17 protein-coding genes are annotated in these 19,505 nt (G+C 69.5%); 16 read left to right on the forward strand and 1 reads right to left on the reverse strand.

The window, feature by feature from the left end:
- Positions 1-82 precede the first annotated feature (82 nt).
- Positions 83-2,743, reverse strand: coding sequence for a S8 family serine peptidase (locus ACWGKS_RS03185; RefSeq protein WP_452521604.1), 2,661 nt, complete (start codon positions 2,741-2,743; stop codon positions 83-85).
- 644 nt (positions 2,744-3,387) lie between these two features.
- Here ACWGKS_RS03185 and ACWGKS_RS03190 point away from each other — a divergent pair.
- The 16 genes from ACWGKS_RS03190 (at position 3,388) to dprA (ending at position 19,468) form a co-directional block, all read left to right on the forward strand.
- Positions 3,388-4,383 (forward strand): ABC transporter substrate-binding protein, encoded by a 996-nt coding sequence (locus tag ACWGKS_RS03190; protein ID WP_358515171.1) that lies wholly within the window; start codon positions 3,388-3,390, stop codon positions 4,381-4,383.
- A 21-nt stretch (positions 4,384-4,404) separates the two neighbouring features.
- A complete protein-coding gene (locus tag ACWGKS_RS03195; RefSeq protein WP_358515174.1) occupies positions 4,405-5,439 on the forward strand; it encodes a FecCD family ABC transporter permease in 1,035 nt (344 codons plus the stop codon).
- A 76-nt stretch (positions 5,440-5,515) separates the two neighbouring features.
- Entirely contained in the window at positions 5,516-6,706 is a 1,191-nt protein-coding gene (ftsY, locus tag ACWGKS_RS03200) for a signal recognition particle-docking protein FtsY (RefSeq protein WP_358515177.1), read from the forward strand.
- Positions 6,707-6,962: 256 nt separating this feature from the next.
- Entirely contained in the window at positions 6,963-8,315 is a 1,353-nt protein-coding gene (locus ACWGKS_RS03205; protein WP_452455784.1) for an ammonium transporter, read from the forward strand.
- Between the two features lie 380 nt (positions 8,316-8,695).
- Complete coding sequence (locus ACWGKS_RS03210) at positions 8,696-9,919, forward strand: hypothetical protein (RefSeq protein ID WP_452455785.1); 1,224 nt, start codon at positions 8,696-8,698, stop codon at positions 9,917-9,919.
- Between the two features lie 149 nt (positions 9,920-10,068).
- On the forward strand, positions 10,069-11,673 hold the full coding sequence (gene ffh, locus ACWGKS_RS03215; RefSeq protein WP_358515185.1) for a signal recognition particle protein: 1,605 nt from the start codon (positions 10,069-10,071) through the stop codon (positions 11,671-11,673).
- Between the two features lie 236 nt (positions 11,674-11,909).
- Complete coding sequence (gene rpsP, locus ACWGKS_RS03220; protein ID WP_067601811.1) at positions 11,910-12,365, forward strand: 30S ribosomal protein S16; 456 nt, start codon at positions 11,910-11,912, stop codon at positions 12,363-12,365.
- A gap of 2 nt (positions 12,366-12,367) precedes the next feature.
- Positions 12,368-12,610, forward strand: a complete 243-nt coding sequence (locus tag ACWGKS_RS03225) for an RNA-binding protein (protein WP_067601808.1) — start codon at positions 12,368-12,370, stop codon at positions 12,608-12,610.
- A gap of 160 nt (positions 12,611-12,770) precedes the next feature.
- The gene (gene rimM / locus ACWGKS_RS03230) at positions 12,771-13,289 is read left to right on the forward strand and encodes a ribosome maturation factor RimM (protein ID WP_358515188.1); all 519 of its coding nucleotides are present in this window, start codon (positions 12,771-12,773) and stop codon (positions 13,287-13,289) included.
- A gap of 46 nt (positions 13,290-13,335) precedes the next feature.
- Positions 13,336-14,094 (forward strand): tRNA (guanosine(37)-N1)-methyltransferase TrmD, encoded by a 759-nt coding sequence (trmD, locus tag ACWGKS_RS03235; RefSeq protein WP_358515191.1) that lies wholly within the window; start codon positions 13,336-13,338, stop codon positions 14,092-14,094.
- A gap of 293 nt (positions 14,095-14,387) precedes the next feature.
- Entirely contained in the window at positions 14,388-14,747 is a 360-nt protein-coding gene (rplS, locus tag ACWGKS_RS03240) for a 50S ribosomal protein L19 (RefSeq protein WP_358515194.1), read from the forward strand.
- A gap of 71 nt (positions 14,748-14,818) precedes the next feature.
- Positions 14,819-15,688 (forward strand): signal peptidase I, encoded by an 870-nt coding sequence (lepB, locus tag ACWGKS_RS03245; protein WP_358515197.1) that lies wholly within the window; start codon positions 14,819-14,821, stop codon positions 15,686-15,688.
- Positions 15,689-15,936: 248 nt separating this feature from the next.
- Complete coding sequence (locus ACWGKS_RS03250) at positions 15,937-16,269, forward strand: DUF2469 domain-containing protein (RefSeq protein WP_304072742.1); 333 nt, start codon at positions 15,937-15,939, stop codon at positions 16,267-16,269.
- Between the two features lie 82 nt (positions 16,270-16,351).
- Complete coding sequence (locus ACWGKS_RS03255; RefSeq protein WP_358515200.1) at positions 16,352-16,726, forward strand: YraN family protein; 375 nt, start codon at positions 16,352-16,354, stop codon at positions 16,724-16,726.
- Entirely contained in the window at positions 16,726-18,243 is a 1,518-nt protein-coding gene (locus tag ACWGKS_RS03260; RefSeq protein ID WP_358515203.1) for a YifB family Mg chelatase-like AAA ATPase, read from the forward strand. Before ACWGKS_RS03255 ends, ACWGKS_RS03260 begins: the two co-directional genes overlap by 1 nt.
- A gap of 109 nt (positions 18,244-18,352) precedes the next feature.
- Positions 18,353-19,468 carry a DNA-processing protein DprA gene (gene dprA / locus ACWGKS_RS03265; protein ID WP_358515206.1) on the forward strand — a complete coding sequence of 372 codons (1,116 nt, stop codon included), beginning with the start codon at positions 18,353-18,355 and terminating at the stop codon, positions 19,466-19,468.
- Positions 19,469-19,505 lie beyond the last annotated feature (37 nt).

Here is a 19,505-nt window from a genome sequence, read left to right on the forward strand (position 1 = left end):
CCCGGCCGGCGACCGAGCCGCGGGCGGACGCGAAGGGGCCGCCCTCCCGGTGGGGAGGACGGCCCCGAAGAGGAGACCGGGGTCAGCCTCGGTCGATGGTGATGACCGGGGAGGTCCAGTCCTCCCAGTGGTCCGGGTCGTCAGGGTCGCCGAGCGCCTTCAGCGCCCGGGCCTCCAGCCGGTAGTCACCGTCGCGCACGTCGGTGATCCGGCCGTGCGAGTCCGTCACGGTGCCGTCCCAGGCGTAGGCGAAGAACGCCGTGGGGGTCGCACTGCGGTTGACGTGGTCGACCGACAGGGCGATGTTGCGGTCCGGGTGGACCGGTCGGCCGGTGCGCTCGTCGACCACGGTCATCTCCAGCTTGGTGACGTGGTGGTCGAAGTGGGCGATCACGTAGGGCACGTCCGGCAGACCGTCCACCCAGTCCAGGGAGTAGGCGGCGCCCTCGGGCTGGTTCTCGTACCCGCCGCCGCTGCCGGCGCAGTCCAGACCGAAGAACGCCTCGCACTCGGTGATCTTGGTCAACCACGGAAGCTCGTGCGTGTTCCCGTCGCCGTCGGTGATCGGGGTCATGGCGTCGATGGCCTGGTAGTCGCCGTTGTAGGCGGCGTACGGCACGCGGTGCGTGTCACCCTCGCCGTCTCCCTCGGTGACCTTGACGTAACCGCCGTAGATCATCTGGTCGAGGTCGTCGGCGGGCGGAGTGATGGTCACGTCGACGGAGACCGAACCGCCGGCCGGCACCGTCACCTCGTCCTGACCGAACACGGCCTCGGCGTAGGTGTCGTTGAACAGCGGTGCGAACGTGTCGCCGTGGGTGCCCAGGGCGGGCTCGTGTTCGATCGCGTAGGTGGCCTCGGCGTCACCGTCGTTGGTGATGGTGACGGTCTCGGTCACGGGCCCCTCGGTGGCGCCCAGGCCGAGCTTGCCGGGGGACAACGAGGTGGTCGCCTCCACGGCTCCGGGCAGGTCGAGCATGCCGGCGCCCTGGCGGTGGACGTTGTCGAGCACGCCCATGTCCGGGTCGCCCCACCACATGGTCGGGTCCGCGGAGTTCTGGAGCACGTCGCGTACGTCGTGGGCGTCCAGGTCGGGCCGGGACTCCAGGACCAACGCGACGCCGCCCGCGACGTGCGGGGACGACATCGAGGTGCCGCTGACCGTGGCGTAGCCGCCTTTGGCCATGGGGTAGGTGGAGTTGATCAGACCGCCCGGGGCGCCGATGTCCGGCTTCAGGGACAGGTCGGCGCCCAGACCGTAGGAGCTGAAGCTGCTGATCAGCCCGCCGGTCGGGTTCGGGATGGTGGTCTCCTCACCGGTCCAGGTGAGGGTGACGCTCTCGCCGGACTCCAGGAGCTCCAGGAGGTGCGCGCCGGACTCGTCGGAGACGCCGACGGAGAAGGCACCGCGGTCGACGATGCCGCCGCCCGCGAACATGCCGGGCAGGTTGTTGTAGACCACGACACCGGTGGCGCCCGCGTCGACGGCGGCGTCGTACTTCTCGGTGAAGGTGCACTCGCCGCGGACCATCAGCGCGGTCTTGCCCTCGGGGTCGCCTTCGAGTTCGTCGCCCGCGGCCAGACAACCGCGGCCGATGTCCACGATCTCGTCGGTCTCCCCGGACGTCGGTGGAAGCGTGGCGTCGTCCATCTCCATGTAGGCGACGGTCTCGCCGCTCTGGGTGACCTCGGCCGCGGCCGCGCGGATGTGCGTGTTGTCGTAGGCGGCCACCCCGATGACGTCCTCGCCCAGACCGGGCGCGCCCGCGGAGTACAGGCCGGTGGCGCCCTCGTTGCCGATGGAGGCGACCACGACCATGCCCTCGTCGACCAGTCGGTCGGAGGCGACGGCGGTCGGGTACTGCGGCCAGGAGTGCGCGGAGCCGATGCTCATGTTGAGCACGTCCATGTCGTCGGCCAGGGCCTGCTCCATGGCGGCGATCATGATGTCGGACGTGGTGGAACCGGCGCAGCCGAACACCTTGTAGGCGCCGAACTCCACGTCGGGCGCCACACCGGTGACCTGGCCCTGGGCGCCGACGATGCCGGCGACGTGGGTGCCGTGCCCGTTGCAGTCCTGTGGGTCGTCGTCGGGGATCGGCTCGGCGTTCTCGGGGTCGCCGGCGTTGAAGTCGTCACCGACGAAGTCGTGGCCGGTCACCACGCGTTCGGATGGGAACCCGCCGGGGCCGCCCAGGTCGGGATGGGTGTAGTCGACTCCGGTGTCCATGATGGCCACACGCAGTCCCTCGCCGGTCAGACCGAGCTCGCTCTGCGCGATGTCGGCGCCGGTCATGCCCAGGGCCGTGTCCATCTCGGGCTCGTTGTCGGCGATCTCGGGGATCTCGTGCCGCATGACCGGGTGAATGGCGGCCACACCGGGGATCTCCCGGGCCGTTCCGATCTGATCGTCCTCCATCTCCACGGAGACGCCGTTCCACAGTTCGGTGAAGGAGTGGCGTTCGGTGTACTCAAGGCCGTGTTCTCGGGCCTCGGCGTGGAATTCGGTGTGTTCGTCGTCGACACGGGCGACGGAGGTGCCCTCGGTGGTGGGTGGGCCTTCGAGTTCGATGAACCACAGGTCCTGGACCTGGTGGGTGAGCTCGCCGTTGCCCGCGGTGGGGGCGGGGTGCAGGGGAGCGAGCCCCTGTTCCTCGTCCGCGGTCGCGGGTGTGGCCGCCACCAGGCCGGCGATGAGTGTCAATCCGGCCAATGGGGCCAGGCGTGATCGGTGGGGTGCCACCTTGTCAACACATCCCTTCTCGTGCGCGCCTCAGGACAGCGGGGGAATCGACGACCCACCGGGTATGGAGTGCACACACGGAGGGGATACGCCGGAAGTGTCCGTATTGGGAGGATCGGCGCGCATGGCAACGAGATCATTGCCGTGTGCGATGTGGGGTGTCAATGTTCATTCAGACTCAATATGGCCACATGGCGTGACGAAGTGCCGTGAGTTTCCTCCGGGGTTGCAATGGTTTATAAAACGGACGGAAGACGTATTTCGTCTTAATGTCCATGAAAACGGTTGGGTTGGCTTCCGGAGCCGGAACGTGACCGTTTCACGAAAACGACCGTCCGTAACGAAGGACACGCAGGTCGGAGTGGTCGCACACGCCCGAGTCGGTCCCCAAGTACCGCGCAGTAGAGTTGGACGCGCTGTGCCGTCCCACCCGGGTCGGTACCAGCCGGTGTCGATCGAGCGAAGTCCGGCAGGCGGCCACATCCGGCCGCCGGATCCGGCGCTGTCCCGCAACTGTGAAGCCCCGCCGAGCGCGGGGACGAGCCAGGTCGCCTCGCCGACGCCGACGTCCCCTGTCCTCGTGGGAAGGACCGGCCGTCCCGATCTGGGCCGTGCTCCTCCCCGCACGCACTCGAAGGAGCACCGTGCGGATCGCCCGCCAGCTTCCCATCGCCCTCTTGGGCGCCACGCTCGCCCTCACCGCCTGCGGTACGGACGACCCCGAACCGGAGAACACGGAGGAGACCACCGAGACCGCGTCGGCGGAGTGCGGTGTCCCCGAGCCCGCCGAGCGTACCGAGATCGGTGACGGCACCTTCCCGGTCACCGTCGACGACTCCGTCGGCGAGGTCACCCTGGAAGAGGCGCCCGAGCGCATCGTCTCGCTCTCCCCCAGCACCACCGAGTCCCTCTTCGCCATCGACGCCGGCGACCAGGTCGAGGCGGTCGACGAGTACTCCTACTACCCCGAAGAGGCCCCCACCACGGACCTCAGCGGCTACACCCCCAGCGTCGAGGCCATCAGCGAGTACGACCCCGACCTGGTCATCCTCTCCGACAGCGCCATCGACAGCGTGGAGCAGCTCGACGCCGTGGACATCCCCACGCTCGTGCTGGGCGACGCCGCCGACCTGGAGGACGTCTACGCCCAGATCCGCCTGCTCGGCGAGGTCACCGGCAAGACGGAGGAGGCCGACGCGGAGGCCGACCGGGTCGAGACCGATTTCAACGCCGTCGTCGAAGAGGCCTGCGGAGCCCTGGGTGACACCGAACTCACCTTCTACCACGAGCTCGACGACACCCTGTTCTCCGTCACCTCCGCCACCTTCGTCGGTCAGGTCTACGACGCGTTCGGCCTGGTGAACATCGCCGACCAGACGGACGACACCGAGAGCGGCGGCTACCCGCAGCTGTCCACCGAGTTCGTGGTGGAGGAGAACCCGGACCTGATCTTCCTGTCCTACGGCGACGAGTCCGCCGTCGAGGACGTGGCCGAACGCCCCGCCTTCGACACCGTCACCGCGGTCGAGAACGACGCCGTGCACCTGCTCGACGAGGACACCTCCTCCCGCTGGGGACCGCGTGTGGTCGACTTCGCCGAGACCGTCGGCGAAGCCGTCCAGCAGAGCGCGGGCGAGTAGAGGAAGGGCGGAGGTAGGGCGGTGAAGGGCTTCGGGGTCCCGTTCGGGTGGTTGCTGGCCGGCGTGGTCGTGCTGTGCACGGCCGCGGTGTTCGGCGTCTCGGCCGGGGCGGCCTCCCTGACCGCCACCGACATCCTCCGCCACTTCGTCGGTCTCCTGCCCTTCGGCTGGGTGGAGTCACCCCTGACCGAACGGCAGGAGGCACTGCTCATGGAGCTGCGCCTGCCCCGAGTGGTGATGGGCGCGATCGTCGGCGCACTCCTGGCCACCGCGGGCGGCGCCTACCAAGGGGTCTTCCGCAATCCACTGGCCGACCCCTTCCTGCTCGGTGCCGCCGCCGGCGCCGGGCTGGGAGCCACCATGGTCATGGTGTTCGGCGGCGACCTCGTCGCCGACCCCCGGGCGCTGGTCCCCGTGGCGGCCTTCGTCGGCGCGCTCCTGGGGGTGGCCGCCGCCTACGCGCTCGGTTCCACCGCCGGAGGAGGGGGCACCGCCGCTCTGGTGCTCGCCGGGGTGGCCGTCTCCTCCTTCCTGTCCGCGGCGCAGACCCTCGTCCAACAGATGGGCATCGACCAGCTCCAACGCATCTACGCGTGGCTGCTCGGTGGCCTCGGCCGGGGCGGCTGGGACGACGTGCGGCTCATCGCCCCCTACGCCGCGGTGGGACTGGCCGTGCTGCTGCTGTCCGGTTACCTGCTGGACATGCTGGCGCTGGGCGACGACAAGGCCGTCAGCCTCGGCCTCAACCCGGCCGCGGTGCGCCTGGTCGTCATCGCCGCCGCGTCCCTTGCCACCGCGGCCGCCGTGTCGGTGAGCGGACTCATCGGGTTCGTCGGCATCGTCGTGCCGCACATCGTGCGCCGCCTGGTCGGCTCCAACTATCGGGCGATCCTGCCGGTCACCGTGTTGGCCGGCGGTGCCTTCCTCGTCACCGTCGACATCGTGGCGCGCACGATCGTCGCCCCCGCGGAACTGCCCATCGGCGTGGTCACCGCCTTCCTCGGAGCACCGTTCTTCGTGCTCATCCTGCGCACCACACGCCATCGCGGTACCTGAGCCCCGTCCCGGGCCGTGCCCGGTGGACCGGACGTGATGCGAACGCGTCGGACACTCTGGAAGACTGGCTCACGCTATGGACATCACCTTGCTCGTAAGCATCATCGTCGTCGTCGCCCTCCTGGTGGTCGGCGGGTTCTTCCTGGTCAGGACCCGAAGCTCGGTCGCGCCGGGCAAGGAGGAGACCAAGCCCGAGGTCACCGACACCCCTAAGGCGCCCGCACCGGAGGAGGACCGGGAACGGGACGAGGGGACGGTACGCACGCCCCCCGCCCACGCGCCTCCGGCGGAGGAGGCCGAACCCGAGGCCCCCGCCGCCCCCGCCGAACCCGAGATCGAGACCCCGCCCCCGTCAGAGGGACGCATGGTCCGCCTGCGGGCCCGATTGGCCCGTTCCCAGAGCTCTCTCGGCCAGGGATTGCTCAACCTGCTCTCCGCCAAGAACCTCGACGAGGACACCTGGGAGGAGATCGAGGACACGCTGATCACCGCTGACATCGGCGTGACCTCGGCCACCCAGATCGTGGAGAACCTGCGCACCCGGGTCAAGGTGCTCGGCACCCGTGACACCGAGGAGGTGCGGAGCCTGCTCCGCGACGAACTCCTCGAACAGATCGGTGCCGGCACCGACCGTGTCGTGCGCACCACGCCGCACGGCGACCGCCCGGCCGTGGTCATGGTCGTGGGAGTCAACGGCACCGGCAAGACCACCACCACCGGCAAGCTCGCCCGTGCCCTGGTCGGTGACGGTCGCAGCGTGGTCCTGGGCGCCGCCGACACCTTCCGCGCGGCAGCCGGCGAACAGCTCCAGACCTGGGGTTCCCGGGTCGGCGCCCCGGTCGTGCGCAAGGAGGAGGGCGCCGACCCCGCCAGCGTCGCCTTCGACGCGGTCGCCCGTGGAATCGAGGACGGGGCCGACACCGTCATCATCGACACGGCCGGACGCCTGCACACCAAGACCGGGCTCATGGACGAGCTCGGCAAGGTCAAGCGCGTGGTGGAGAAGAAGTCCCAGGTCGACGAGGTCCTCCTCGTCCTGGACGCGACCACCGGACAGAACGGCCTGCGCCAGGCGCGGGTGTTCGCCGAGGTCGTGAACGTCTCCGGCATCGCCCTGACCAAGCTCGACGGCACCGCCAAGGGCGGCATCATCGTCCAGGTCCAGCGTGAGCTGGGCGTCCCGGTCAAGCTCGTCGGGCTGGGGGAGGGCCCCGACGACCTGGCGCCCTTCGACCCCGAGGTCTTCGTGGACGCGATCCTGGGCTGAGTCCCGAACCCACACGAACCCACCGAAGAGGCCGGCGCACCAGCGGGTGCGCCGGCCTCTTCGCGCCTCCGCTTCACCGCTCCGTAACACCGTCCGCGGTCCTTTTACGCCCGCGCAACACGTGGGGCTCCGATGGGTAACACCGGAGATGGACCGTTGTCGCCGTGGTGATCCGAGACGGGCCCGAAGACGCGCTCGCCGACCGGTGCCCTCGTCGAAAGACGACCTCACCCGTCCATCCCATGGAGGCGACGAAATGATCGACACCGGCAATACCGCGTGGCTGCTGATGAGCGCCGCGCTGGTGATGCTCATGACCCCGGGCCTGGCGTTCTTCTACGGAGGCATGTCGCGGGCCAAGAGCGTCCTCAACATGATGCTCATGAGCTTCAGCAGCATCGCGATCGTCAGCGTCCTGTGGGTGCTCATCGGGCACTCGTTGACCTACGCTCCCGGCCACGGTGCCCTGGACCTGTTCATCGGCGGCTTCGACTACGTCGGACTGACCGGGATCATGACCGAGGTCGAGCCGGCCGCCGACGGTGAGGGCGGCTACCCGCTGCTCGTCGACGCCGGCTTCCAGCTGATGTTCGCGGTCATCACCGTGGCCCTGATCAGCGGGGCCATCGCCGACCGCGCCAAGTTCGGCGCCTGGCTGCTCTTCGCCCCGGTGTGGGCGCTCCTGGTCTACTTCCCCGTCGCCCACTGGGTCTGGGGCGGCGGCTGGGTCGCGCGCATGCACGAGTGGACCGGGCTGCCCGAGGTCATCGACTTCGCCGGTGGAACCGCCGTCCACATCAACGCCGGCGCGGCGGCGCTCGCGCTGGTCCTGGTCCTGGGCCGACGCAAGGGCTTCGGCTCGGAGTCCACGCGCCCGCACAACCTGCCGTTCGTCCTGCTGGGCGTCGCGCTCCTGTGGTTCGGCTGGTTCGGCTTCAACGGCGGTTCCGCCTACGCCGCCAACGAGCAGGCCGCCCTGGCCCTGGTCAACACCCAGGTCGCCACCGCCGCCGCCACCGCCGCGTGGATGCTGGTCGAGCGCCTCCGCTACGGCAGGGTCAGCGCCCTCGGTTTCGCCTCCGGCGCCATCGCCGGTCTGGTCGCGATCACCCCGTCGGCCGCCAACGTCACCCCGGTCGGCGCGATACTCGTCGGTGCCCTGTCCGGTGCCGTGTGCGCCTACGCCATCAGCCTCAAGTTCCGGTTCAAGTACGACGACGCCCTGGACGTGGTCGGGCTCCACATGGTCGGCGGCGTGATCGGCTGTCTGGCCCTCGGGTTCTTCGCCTCCTCGGCGGTGCCCGGTGGCGGCGACGCCGGTCTGTTCACCGGCGGGGGAGCGGGCCTCCTGGCCGCCCAGACCATCTCGGTCCTCGGCGTCACGATCTACACGTTCGTCCTCACGTGGGTCATCGCCAAGGTGATCGACCTCATCATCGGCTTCCGTCTTCCCGAGGAGGTCGAGACCAACGGCCTCGATCACGAGTTGCACGCCGAATCGGCCTACGCCTTCGACGAGCTCGACGCGTTGGCCACGGAAACTCCGGAAGCGGTCTCCTCTCCGACGCCTCCGGGTGGGGAGACGACCTCACCGCGGGTCGATGCCTGACCTCAACGTCGAGGTGAGGGTCTCGATCCGTTGACGCGGTGAGGCGATCCAGGGGCCGACGGGCATGACCCGTCGGCCCCGTCCATGTGTCCGAAACGGGCATGCCGGGGTTTTTCGGGCGTCGGTTCTCCCAGCTTGTCGGATATGTGTACGTAATCAAGTGGCACTGTTGGCAGTGACCCGTGTCTGGGTTCGGTACCCTTTCGAAGCGGTGCGACGGTCCCTTCCCGCATACGCCGGGACATCGACGGAACACGCACCGATTCACCACGTGCCGGGGAACGGTAGGCCGGGCCGCCAAGAGCCCGATCCCTCCCCGATGACTCACTTCAACGCCGATTCGTATCAGCACCCCTCAGCCGATGGGGGCAGGAGGCAAGATGGCGCCGGTTACTCGAAAAAGGGGTCACAGGGGCGGACGGTTCACGCTCGCCGCGGTGGGAACCATCGCCGCGCTGGGACTGGCCGCGTGCTCCGGTGGCGGTGACGAGGCGGAGGAGCCCGCCACCGAGACCGCGGAACCCGTCGACGCCGCGCCCTTGCTGGAGGAGGCCCTGACCGCCCTGGCCGACTACCCGGCCGTGGTCGCGACCGGGCAGATCGCCGCCAGTGTCGGCGCGGACGTACAGGAGACCGAGCTCACCGTCGCCGACGGTGGGGCCACCCGCGGCACCTTCCAGGTCAACGGTGCCGAGGCCGAGGTACTCGCCGCGGACAGCAAGCTGTTCCTGCGCGCCGACGAGGAGTTCTGGCTGGACCGGAGCGTCTTCGGTCCCGACAGCGACGCCTTCGAGGGCAATTGGGTGCGTTCCTCGCCCGCGCAGGCCGGACTCAACCCCTCCAGCACGCTCGCTCCGCCCTCGCTCGCCGAGACCCTCGGGGCGATGGAACTGGAGAGCGACGAGGCGGTGGAGGAGGACCTGGACGGCACGCGTGCCTACCGGGTCGACCTCGCCGGCGAACGCAACCAGCTGTGGATCGACGCCGAGACCAACCAGGTCCTGCGCATCGCGATCGAGGAACTGGTCCCCGAGGGCGCCGAGAGCGGTCCCCAGGTACGCCTGGACCTGGCAGCGGCCGAGGAACCCGCGGTGGAGGAGCTCTACACCGGCCTGGCCACCGCCGTGGAAGAGGAACTCGGTTCCTCTCGCGACGCCCGGGTCGAGGCGGCCTGGGACGGCGAGGCCGGCATGAGCTGCGACGAGGGGCCCAGCTGCACCTGGTCCGGCACCGTGCACGACGCCGGTGACAACGGCAGCGGCACCGTCCTGGTGCGCATGGACGTCACCTTCGCCAACGAGGAACTCGGCGACCAGGAGTGCTCGGAGTCCGGCGCGCTGGAGGCCGGCGGCACCCTGGACCTGTCCTGCGGGGTCGACTACGACGTCACCAGCTCCGACCCCGAGGAGTACAACATCGACGCCGACGCCGTTCTGTCCACCCGTGGGCTGACCTCCACCCAGCAGGAGGAGATGATCGCCGCCGTCAACGAACAGCATGAGGCCACTCTCTCCGGTGGCGAGGACACCGGTGAAGAGGGCGCCGAGGACGGAACCGAGGAAGGCGCGGAAGAGGGCGCCGGGGAGGGTGAGGAGGGCCAGTAGCCCTCGTAGCCCTCCCGTGAACCGGGGCGGGGACCGAAGGTTCCCGCCCCTCCAACGTCCGGCTGCCGCGCCCGCCCGCACAGCGCCCCAGGTGGCGACGTGCGGGTAGGCTAGGAAGCCATTCCCGATACGAAGGACTGGCTGAACTCGTGTTCGAGACGCTTTCCGACCGGCTGACATCGGTCTTCTCCTCGCTGCGCGGCAAGGGGCGCCTCTCCGAAGAGGACATCAACGCGACCGCGCGCGAGATCCGTCTCGCGCTGCTCGAAGCGGACGTCGCACTACCCGTGGTCCGCGAGTTCATCGCGCGGATCAAGGAGCGCGCCCGCGGCGAAGAGGTCTCCAAGGCCCTCAACCCCGCCCAACAGGTCATCAAGATCGTCAACGAGGAACTGGTCGAGATCCTCGGTGGCGAGACGCGGCAGATCCGCTTCGCGAAGACGCCCCCCACCGTGATCATGCTCGCGGGTCTTCAGGGCGCGGGTAAGACCACCCTGGCGGGCAAGCTCGCCAAGTGGTTGTCGGACGACCGCAACACCCCGCTGCTGGTGGCCGCCGACCTCCAGCGTCCCAACGCCGTCACGCAGCTCCAGGTGGTCGGTGAGCGCGCGGGCACCCAGGTGTTCGCGCCCGAACCCGGCAACGGAGTGGGCGACCCGGTTCAGGTCGCGCGCGAGTCGATCGAGCACGCGCGGCGCAACAACCACAACGTCGTCATCATCGACACCGCCGGCCGCCTCGGTGTGGACACCGAGATGATGCAGCAGGCGGCGGACATCCGTGACGCGGTCGAGCCCGACGAGATCATCTTCGTCGTCGACGCGATGATCGGTCAGGACGCGGTCAACACCGCGCAGTCCTTCCTCGACGGCGTCGGCTACGACGCGGTGGCGCTCACCAAGCTCGACGGTGACGCCCGTGGTGGTGCGGCCCTGTCGATCCGGCACCTCACCGGCCGCCCGATCATGTTCGCGTCCACCGGCGAGAAACTCGAGGACTTCGACCTCTTCCACCCGGACCGGATGGCCTCGCGCATCCTGGACATGGGCGACGTCCTCACCCTCATCGAACAGGCCCAGCGCACGTTCGACGAGGCCGAGGTCGAGAAGATGGCCTCGACCATGGCCTCGGACGAGGACTTCACGCTCGACGACTTCCTCGAACAGATGAAGATGGTCCGCAAGCTCGGCCCCATCGGCAACCTGCTCGGGATGATGCCCGGCATGGGCCAGATGCGCGAGCAGATCGACAACATCGACGACAAGTCCCTGGACCGCATCCAGGCGATCATCCAGTCGATGACCCCCGCCGAGCGCACCAACCCCAAGATGATCAACGGGTCGCGCCGGCTGCGCATCGCCAACGGTTCGGGTACCCAGGTCGGCGACGTCAACGGCATGGTCACCCGCTTCTTCGAGGCGCAGAAGATGATGCGCAAGATGAAGAGCGGCGGCGGCATGCCGGGGATGCCCGGGATGCCGGGCATGCCGGGTGGCGGCGGCAAGAAGGCCAAGAAGGGCAAGAAGCCGAAGAAGGGCAAGCAGCGCAGCGGCAACCCGATGAAGGCCCGTCAGCAGGAGGCCGAGCGCGCCGCCGAGCGGCAGCGCCGCCAGGAGGAGGGGCCGCAGACACCGCAGCTGCCCCCGGGCCTGGGCGGCGGCGGTGGGCAGCAGCCCAGCCTCCCGCCCGCCTTCGGTGGACCGAACATGCCGGACCTCTCGGACTTCAAGTTCGGTAAGAACGACGACAAGTGATCGGTGGCGCGGCCGTTCCCCACGAAGGGGGATGGCCGCGCTTTCGAATGTGACCGGACTCGTCCGTGGTCCTGGCCGAGGAACCCGCCGGCGTCTGGCACAATGAGGAGTCGACTAACGGCGGTGGGCCGGCCCTCTAACTAGTCCGCCGCTCATGTCCTGCCTCGACGGGTTCCACAACCCCACGTGGGTCGCCGGTCAGGCGCTAACACCGTTTTCGGGAGAAGACCACTCCAGTGGCTGTCAAACTGAAGCTCAAGCGTATGGGCAAGATTCGTACGCCGCAGTACCGTGTCATCGTCGCCGACGCCCGCAACAAGCGTGACGGCAAGGCGATCGAGGAGATCGGCAAGTACCACCCCAAGGAGCACCCGAGTCTCATCGAGATCGACTCCGAGCGGGCCCAGTACTGGCTCTCCGTCGGCGCTCAGCCGTCCGACGCGGTGAAGGTCCTCCTGCGCAAGACCGGTGACTGGCAGAAGTTCAAGGGCCTGCAGGCTCCGGCTCCGCTCCAGGTCGCCGAGGCCAAGGACCCGGAGGCCAAGGAGGCCGCCTTCCAGGCCGCGCTGAAGGAGCTCGTGCTCCCCGGTCAGGAGAAGAAGACCAAGAAGGCCGAGAAGAAGGCGGAGAAGCCGGCCGAGAAGCCGGCTGAGGACGCCGAGGCCGAGAAGAAGTCCGAGGGCGAGGCCTGATCGTGCTGGAAGAGGCGCTTGAGCACCTCGTGAAGGGGATCGTTGCGAACTCCGAGGACGTCCAGGTGAGAGCCAAGCGGCTCCGCAAGGGCAAGGTCCTGGAGGTCCGGGTCCACCCTGACGACTTGGGCAAGGTGATCGGTCGCAACGGCCGCACCGCCAAGGCACTGCGTACCATCATCGGCGCGCTCGCCGGTGGTCGTTACGTGCGTGTGGACCTGCTGGACCTGCACGAAGTGCGCTGACGCGCCTCCCGGGGCGCCGGCCGAGAGGTCGGTGCCCCACACCCGTGCCCGGGCACCCCTGTGGGGCGCCCGGGCACGGTTTTCCCCGAAGCCTTCCAAGGCGCCACCGAGGCGCCCGGTCGAGCTCCCGGGCCGGTATCGATCGAAGGAAAAAGGACTCATGCGACTCGTGGTGGGCCGGATCGGCCGTGCGCACGGCATCCGCGGCGACGTGGCCGTCGAGGTGCGCACCGACGACCCCGAGGCCCGGTTCGTGGAGGGCGCCGTCCTGAACACCGACCCCGGGTCGGTGGGACCACTCACCATCGCCTCGATCCGTCGACACAGCGGGAAGCTGCTCGTCCGTTTCAAGGGCATGGCCGACCGCGACGCCGCCGAGGCGCTGCGCGGCACCGCCCTCCTGGTGGACTCCGAGGACATCGCGCCCCTGGACGATCCGGACGAGTTCCACGACCACGAGCTCATCGGTCTGACCGCGGTCGCCACCGACGGCACGACCATCGGAACGGTCGACGACGTCCTCCACTACGCCCAGGACGTGCTGGTGATCACCGCGGAGGCCGGCCACGAGGTCCTCGTGCCGTTCGTCGCCCCGATCGTCCCCGAGGTGGACGTGACCGCGGGGCGGATCACGCTGGACCCGCCGCCCGGCCTGCTCGACCTCCACACCAACGACTGAGCGGCCGAAGCCGCCCGGTCGCCGAGCGAACGAGACCGAGTACGCCGTGCGCATCGACATCATCAGCATCTTCCCCGACTACTTCGCCCCCCTGGACCTGTCCCTGATCGGCAAGGCCCGTACCGCGGGCCTCCTCGACGTGCGCGTCCACGACCTGCGCTCCTGGACCCACGACCGGCACAACACCGTCGACGACACCCCCTATGGGGGCGGCCCCGGCATGGTGATGAAGCCCGAACCGTGGGGGGAGGCGCTCGACGAGGTCATCGCGGACCGGCCGGCCAGGCTGATCCTGCCCACCCCCAGTGGACGCCCCTTCACCCAGGCCGACGCCGAGCGTCTGGCCGGTGAGGAGAACCTGGTGTTCGGCTGCGGCCGGTACGAGGGGATCGACTCCCGGGTGGCGGTGGACGCGGCCGGCCGGATGCCGGTCGAGGAGATCAGTATCGGCGACTACGTCCTCAACGGGGGCGAGTCCGCGACGTTGGTCATCGTGGAGGCGATCACCCGGCTGTTGCCGGGGGTGCTCGGCAACCGCGAGTCCCACGTCCAGGATTCCTTCGCCTCGGGCGGCATGGAACGGCTGGTCGAGGGCCCGGTGTACACCAAACCGCACGTCTGGCGCGACCAGGAGGTCCCGGCGGTACTGCTGTCCGGAAACCACGGAGCGGTGGACCGGTGGCGCCGTGACCAGGCGCTGCGCAAGACCGGGCGCAACCGTCCCGACCTGATCGCCGCTACCCCCGACGAGAACCTCGACAAGCGCGACCGCGAGGTGCTCGCCGAGGAGACGACGCAGGACTGAGCGGGGGACTGAGCGGGGGCCCTCGGGACTTCGGGCGGGTTCGGGGCGGGCCTTCGGGAGGATCACCAAGGCCACACCGCCGTTGGTTCGAGTGGCCGCGGAGGATATGGCAAACTGGGAGGGTTCCCCCTCGGTGACCCCAAGGCATCCGCATGCCGGCGGTACGACGTCGGCCTCTGTGTCGGTCACCGGGTGGTTCCACAGTTCAGACCCAATAGGGCCTCGCCCGCGAACCCCCTCCTCGGAACAGCCGAGGGGCAGGACGCGGCGCGCTATCGATGAGGATTCGCGAGATGCACACCGTCATTCAGGAGCTTGAGAAGGCTCAGCTTCGCACCGACATCCCGGAGTTCCGTCCGGGTGACACCCTCAACGTCCACGTTCGCGTGACGGAGGGCAGCCGCACCCGTGTCCAGGTCTTCAAGGGTGTCGTGATCCGCCGACAGGGCGCGGGCAGCCGCGAGACCTTCACCATCCGCAAGGTGAGCTACGGCGTGGGCGTGGAGCGTACCTTCCCGATCCACACCCCGGCCATCGAGAAGTACGAGGTCGCCGCCCGCGGTCGCGTGCGTCGCGCCAAGCTGTACTACCTGCGCGAGCTGCGCGGGAAGGCCGCTCGTATCCGCGAGCGCCGCGAGCCCGTCACCAAGTAACCTCACTTCTCGTAACCGCATCCGGCCGGAACCGTGCCGCCCAGGTGGGAGGCAGGATAGGCTTTCGGCCGATGGACGAAGACGAGAAGGGCCTCGGTACGGACGGGGTCCAAGACGAGGATTCCGCCCGGCCCGGCCCGGAGGAGCAAGGCTCCGCCACTGGCTCCCAGACCCACGATGGTCTGGGAGCCAGTGGTGTCTCCGCAGCCGAGGATCAGGAGTCGGAGGAGAAGGCGGAAGCGGCGATGAGCAAGTCCCAGAACAGTGCCAAGAAGGGGTCGTTCTGGAAGGAACTGCCCATTCTGATCGTGATCGCGTTGGTTCTCGCGTTCGTGATCAGAACCTGGTTGATGCAGGCGTTCTACATTCCCTCCACATCGATGGAGAACACCCTGCTCGTCGGCGACCGGGTCCTCGTCAACAAGGTCGTTTACCAGGTTCGGGACATCGAGCGCGGTGAGGTCATCGTCTTCAACGGCGACGGGTCGTGGGACGATCCGAACACCGTGGAGATCCCCGAGCCCACCAACCCGGTCAGCGGCGCGTTCACCTGGGTGCAGCAGCAACTCGGTGCCGCGCCCTCCGGCAAGGAGTACATCAAGCGGGTCATCGGCCTGCCGGGGGACACGGTGGAGTGCTGTGACGAGCAGAACCGTCTGCTGGTCAACGGCGAGCCCCTCGACGAGGAGGCCTACCTCTACCCGGGCAGCGTGGAGAGTCACACCGAGTTCGGGCCCATCGAGGTCCCCGAGGACCACCTGTGGCTGATGGGCGATCACCGTGCCATCTCGCACGACTCGCGCGCCAACCAGAACAACCCAGGTGGCGGCGCCGTCCCGATCGACCACGTGGTGGGGCGGGCGTTCGTCATCATCTGGCCGTTCGGCCAGGCCGGTGCGCTGAGCGTTCCGCCGGCCTTCGAGGAACTCGAATCCGAGTAGGGGTGGGCCCACCGGCTCGACGTCAGAGGACCTTCGGACGGGGTCGGGTGACCGAAGAGTCGAAGGAAATCCGTTCGACGGTGCGCAAAAGCGCGTTCCGTGACGCATGATGGATCTGGGATCGTATCGGCGTTCTCCGAACGCGTGGTCCGCCTCCCCGACGGGAACGAAGTCGGGTGGCGGCGGTGTCCACGGTCGGAGGACCGGCACATCACGACCGGAGAGTGCTGACGAAAGCGAGCGAGCGGATGAGTTCTGAGGACCTGGAGAAGTACGAGGCCGAGATGGAGCTGCAGCTCTACCGGGAGTACCGCGATGTGGTAGGCCTCTTCGGCTACGTGGTGGAGACCGAGCGTCGTTTCTACCTCACCAATCACGTGGACCTGCAACCCCGCTCCACGGAGAACGGGGAGATGTACTTCGAGGTCGTGATGGAGGACGCCTGGGTCTGGGACATGTACCGTCCGGCCCGGTTCGTCCGCAACGTGCGCGTGGTGACGTTCAAGGACGTCAACGTCGAGGAGATCACCAAGTCCGACCTGGAGATGCCACCGACCGAGGGGCCGCCTCCCGGCGAGTGAGCCCGGGGTTGTCCACAGGCGGGAAATTCCCTCTGGTGCGAAGCGAAGCGATCACCGACCGTGGTAACGGGAGGTGGTCGCTTTGCTACGACAGTGGGCCGAGTACCGGCACACCCTGGGCCGGAGCGGTGAGGAGCTCGCCGCCCGGTACCTGGAGCGGGCCGGGATGCGTCTCTTGGACCGCAACTGGCGGGCTCCGAACGGCGCCGGGGAGATCGACATCGTGGCCCGGGAAGGGCCCGTGCTGGTGGTCGCCGAGGTCAAGACCCGGGGTTCCCTCCACCACGGCCACCCGCTGGAGGCCATCGACGAACGCAAACGTCGCCGATTGCGGGCGTTGGGGCGTTCCTGGGCCTTGACACACCGCCGTCACCCGGGCCCGCTCAGGGTCGACGGCGTGTGCGTCCTGTTCGACCGGGGCCGGGTGCTCCTGTCGCACGAGCGGGGGCTGCGCTGATGACGCTCTCCCGTACCCACTGCGTCACCCTGCTGGGCGTGCAGGGGCACATCGTCGAGGTGGAGGTCCACCTGGGCGGCGGCGACCCCGGGGTGACCCTGGTCGGTCTGCCCGACGCGGCGTTGCGCGAGGCCAGGGATCGCATCCGCGCGGCCGTCGCCAACAGTTCCGAGAACTGGCCCAGCGGCCAGATCACCATCAGCCTGTCCCCGGCCAGCCTGCCCAAGTCCGGCAGTCTGTTCGATCTGGCCATCGCCGGCGCGGTGTTGTCCGCGGCCGGTGAGGTGCCCGCGGGCCGGCTCGAAGACACGGTGCTCATCGCCGAACTCGGTCTGGACGGTCGAGCCCGCCCGGTCCGCGGGGTCCTGCCCGCGGTGGTCTCCGCCGCCGGGCAGGGATTCACCCGGTTCGTGGTGGCCACCGGCAACGCCGCTGAGGCTCGGCTGGTCCCCGGTGTGGAGGTGATCGCCGTCGCCGACCTCGCCGGGGTGTGTTCCTGGTTGCGCGGTGAGGTTCTGGACCCACCCGAGGAACCGGCGGAGACCGGGCCCGCCGTCGAGGACCACGGTCCGGACCTGTCCGACGTGCTGGGCCAGCCGGTGGCTCGCCGGGCGGTGGAGATCGCCGCCGCGGGCGGGCACAACATGATGATGCTCGGACCACCGGGAACGGGGAAGAGCCTGCTGGCCGAACGGCTGCCCACGGTGCTGCCTCGGCTCGACCGGAACGAGGCGCTGGAGGCCACCGCCATCCATTCGGTGGCCGGCCTGCTTCCGTCCGGCGCCCCGATGATCATCCGAGCGCCCTTCGCGGCGCCGCACCACACCTCCAGCCGCGCGGCCATCATCGGTGGTGGTAGTGGTAACCCGGGACCGGGTTGGGTGTCCAAGGCCCATCGGGGCGTCCTGTTCGTCGATGAGGCGCCACAGTTCGGTCGTGGGGTGTTGGACTCCCTGCGCGAACCCCTCGAACGAGGCGAGGTGGTGATCGCCCGGGCCTCCGCCACCGTCGCCTTCCCCGCCCGATTCCAGTTGGTCATGGCGGCCAACCCCTGCCCCTGCGCCAAACCGGGCAACCTGTGCACCTGCCCGGCGGGGGAGCGCAGGAGGTACTTCTCCCGGGTCTCGGGCCCCCTGCTGGACCGGGTCGACCTCAAGGTGGAACTCCAACCGGTGGCCCGGGCCGAACTGCTGGCCGACCGGGCCTTCGCCGAGTCCTCCGAGGTGGTGGCCGAACGGGTCGCCTCGGCCCGCGCCCGCGCTCGCGTCCGCCTGGCCGACACCCCGTGGAACACCAACGCGGCCATCCCGGGCGCCCGACTGCGCCGCGACTTCCCGGTGGCCCCCAACGCCCTGCGGGTGCTGGGCCTGGCCATGGACCGCGGACAGATCAGCGCCCGAGGTGTCGATCGCGCGCTGAGAGTCGCCTGGACCCTCGCCGACCTGGCCGGACGCGACCGGCCAGGCGAGGAGGAGACCGCCTACGCGTACGCCCTCTGGTCCGGTCGCGCCTGGTGATCGACTCGGCCACGGGCGACCGAAGCGAAGACCGGGGAGCGACGGAAGGGCGGAGAGCGGCGGAAACGGATATGGGACGAGGGACGGACCAAGACGGGAGGGGTGTGGGGTGAGCGGGGACGAGGAGGCGGCTCGGGCACGGGCCGGACTGACGGCGGTGGCGCGGCCCGGTGACCTCTGGCTGGCACGGTTGCTGGTTGAGCACGGGGCGGAGCGGGTGTGGGCGGAGTTGGTGGCCGGGGCGCCGCCGCCGGGATGGGACGGCGAACCACCGCCCCGATGGGCGATCTGGGCCCGGCGGGCGGTCCGTGTGGACGTCGATCGCCTGCTCGCGGACTCGGCGGAGGCCGGGGTGCGGTTCGTCGCTCCAGGAGACCCCGAATGGCCGGGGCGGCTGGACAACCTGCCCGGGGACCGGGACTGCTATGGGCTCTGGGTCCGTGGCCACGGGGACCTGCGCAACCTGTGCCTGCGTTCGGTGGCGATCGTCGGTGCGAGGGCGGCCAGTGCCTACGGGGAGCACGTGGCCTCCGAACTCGCCTACGGGTTGGCCGAACGCGGCTTCACCGTGGTCTCCGGGGGCGCCTACGGCATCGACGGGGCCGCGCACCGGTCCGCGCTGGCGGCCGGACACACCGTCGCGGTGTTGGCCGGCGGGTTGGACGTGGACTACCCGCGCGGGCACGCCGGCCTGTTCGCCGACGTGACCCGGGCGGGGGCACTGGTGAGCGAACGTCCGATCGGTCGCTCCCCGCGTGCGCAGGACTTCCTGATCCGCAACCGGCTCATCGCGGCGCTCACGCCGGGAACCGTGGTGGTGGAGGCGGGTCGGCGCAGCGGGGCGCTCAACACCGCCACGCACGCCAACGATCTGCACCGGATCCTGATGGCGGTGCCGGGGCCGATCACGTCGGCGACCTCCGTGGGCTGTCACCGGCTCCTGAAGGAGGGGCGGGCCACCTGTGTCACCGGGGTCGGTGACGTGGTGGAGCAGATCGTTCCCGTGGGGGAGACCTCCCTGCCGGGCCCGGCGGACCTCGATCCGGAGACGGCCCGGGTGCTCGCGGTGGTGGACCGACGCGGAGTGGGCACCGCCGAGGTCGCCAGACGTTGCGGGGAGGGCCTGGAAGGGGCGATGCGCTCCCTGGGGATGCTCGCCGCCGCCGGGATGGTCGAACGCTGCCCCGACGGCTGGCGCCTGCCCGGCGGAAAGGAGGGCGGATGAGTCACCGGGCCCGAAGCCGCGCCGTGGCCGAACCCCG

Source organism: Nocardiopsis sp. NPDC055879 (assembly GCF_053615935.1).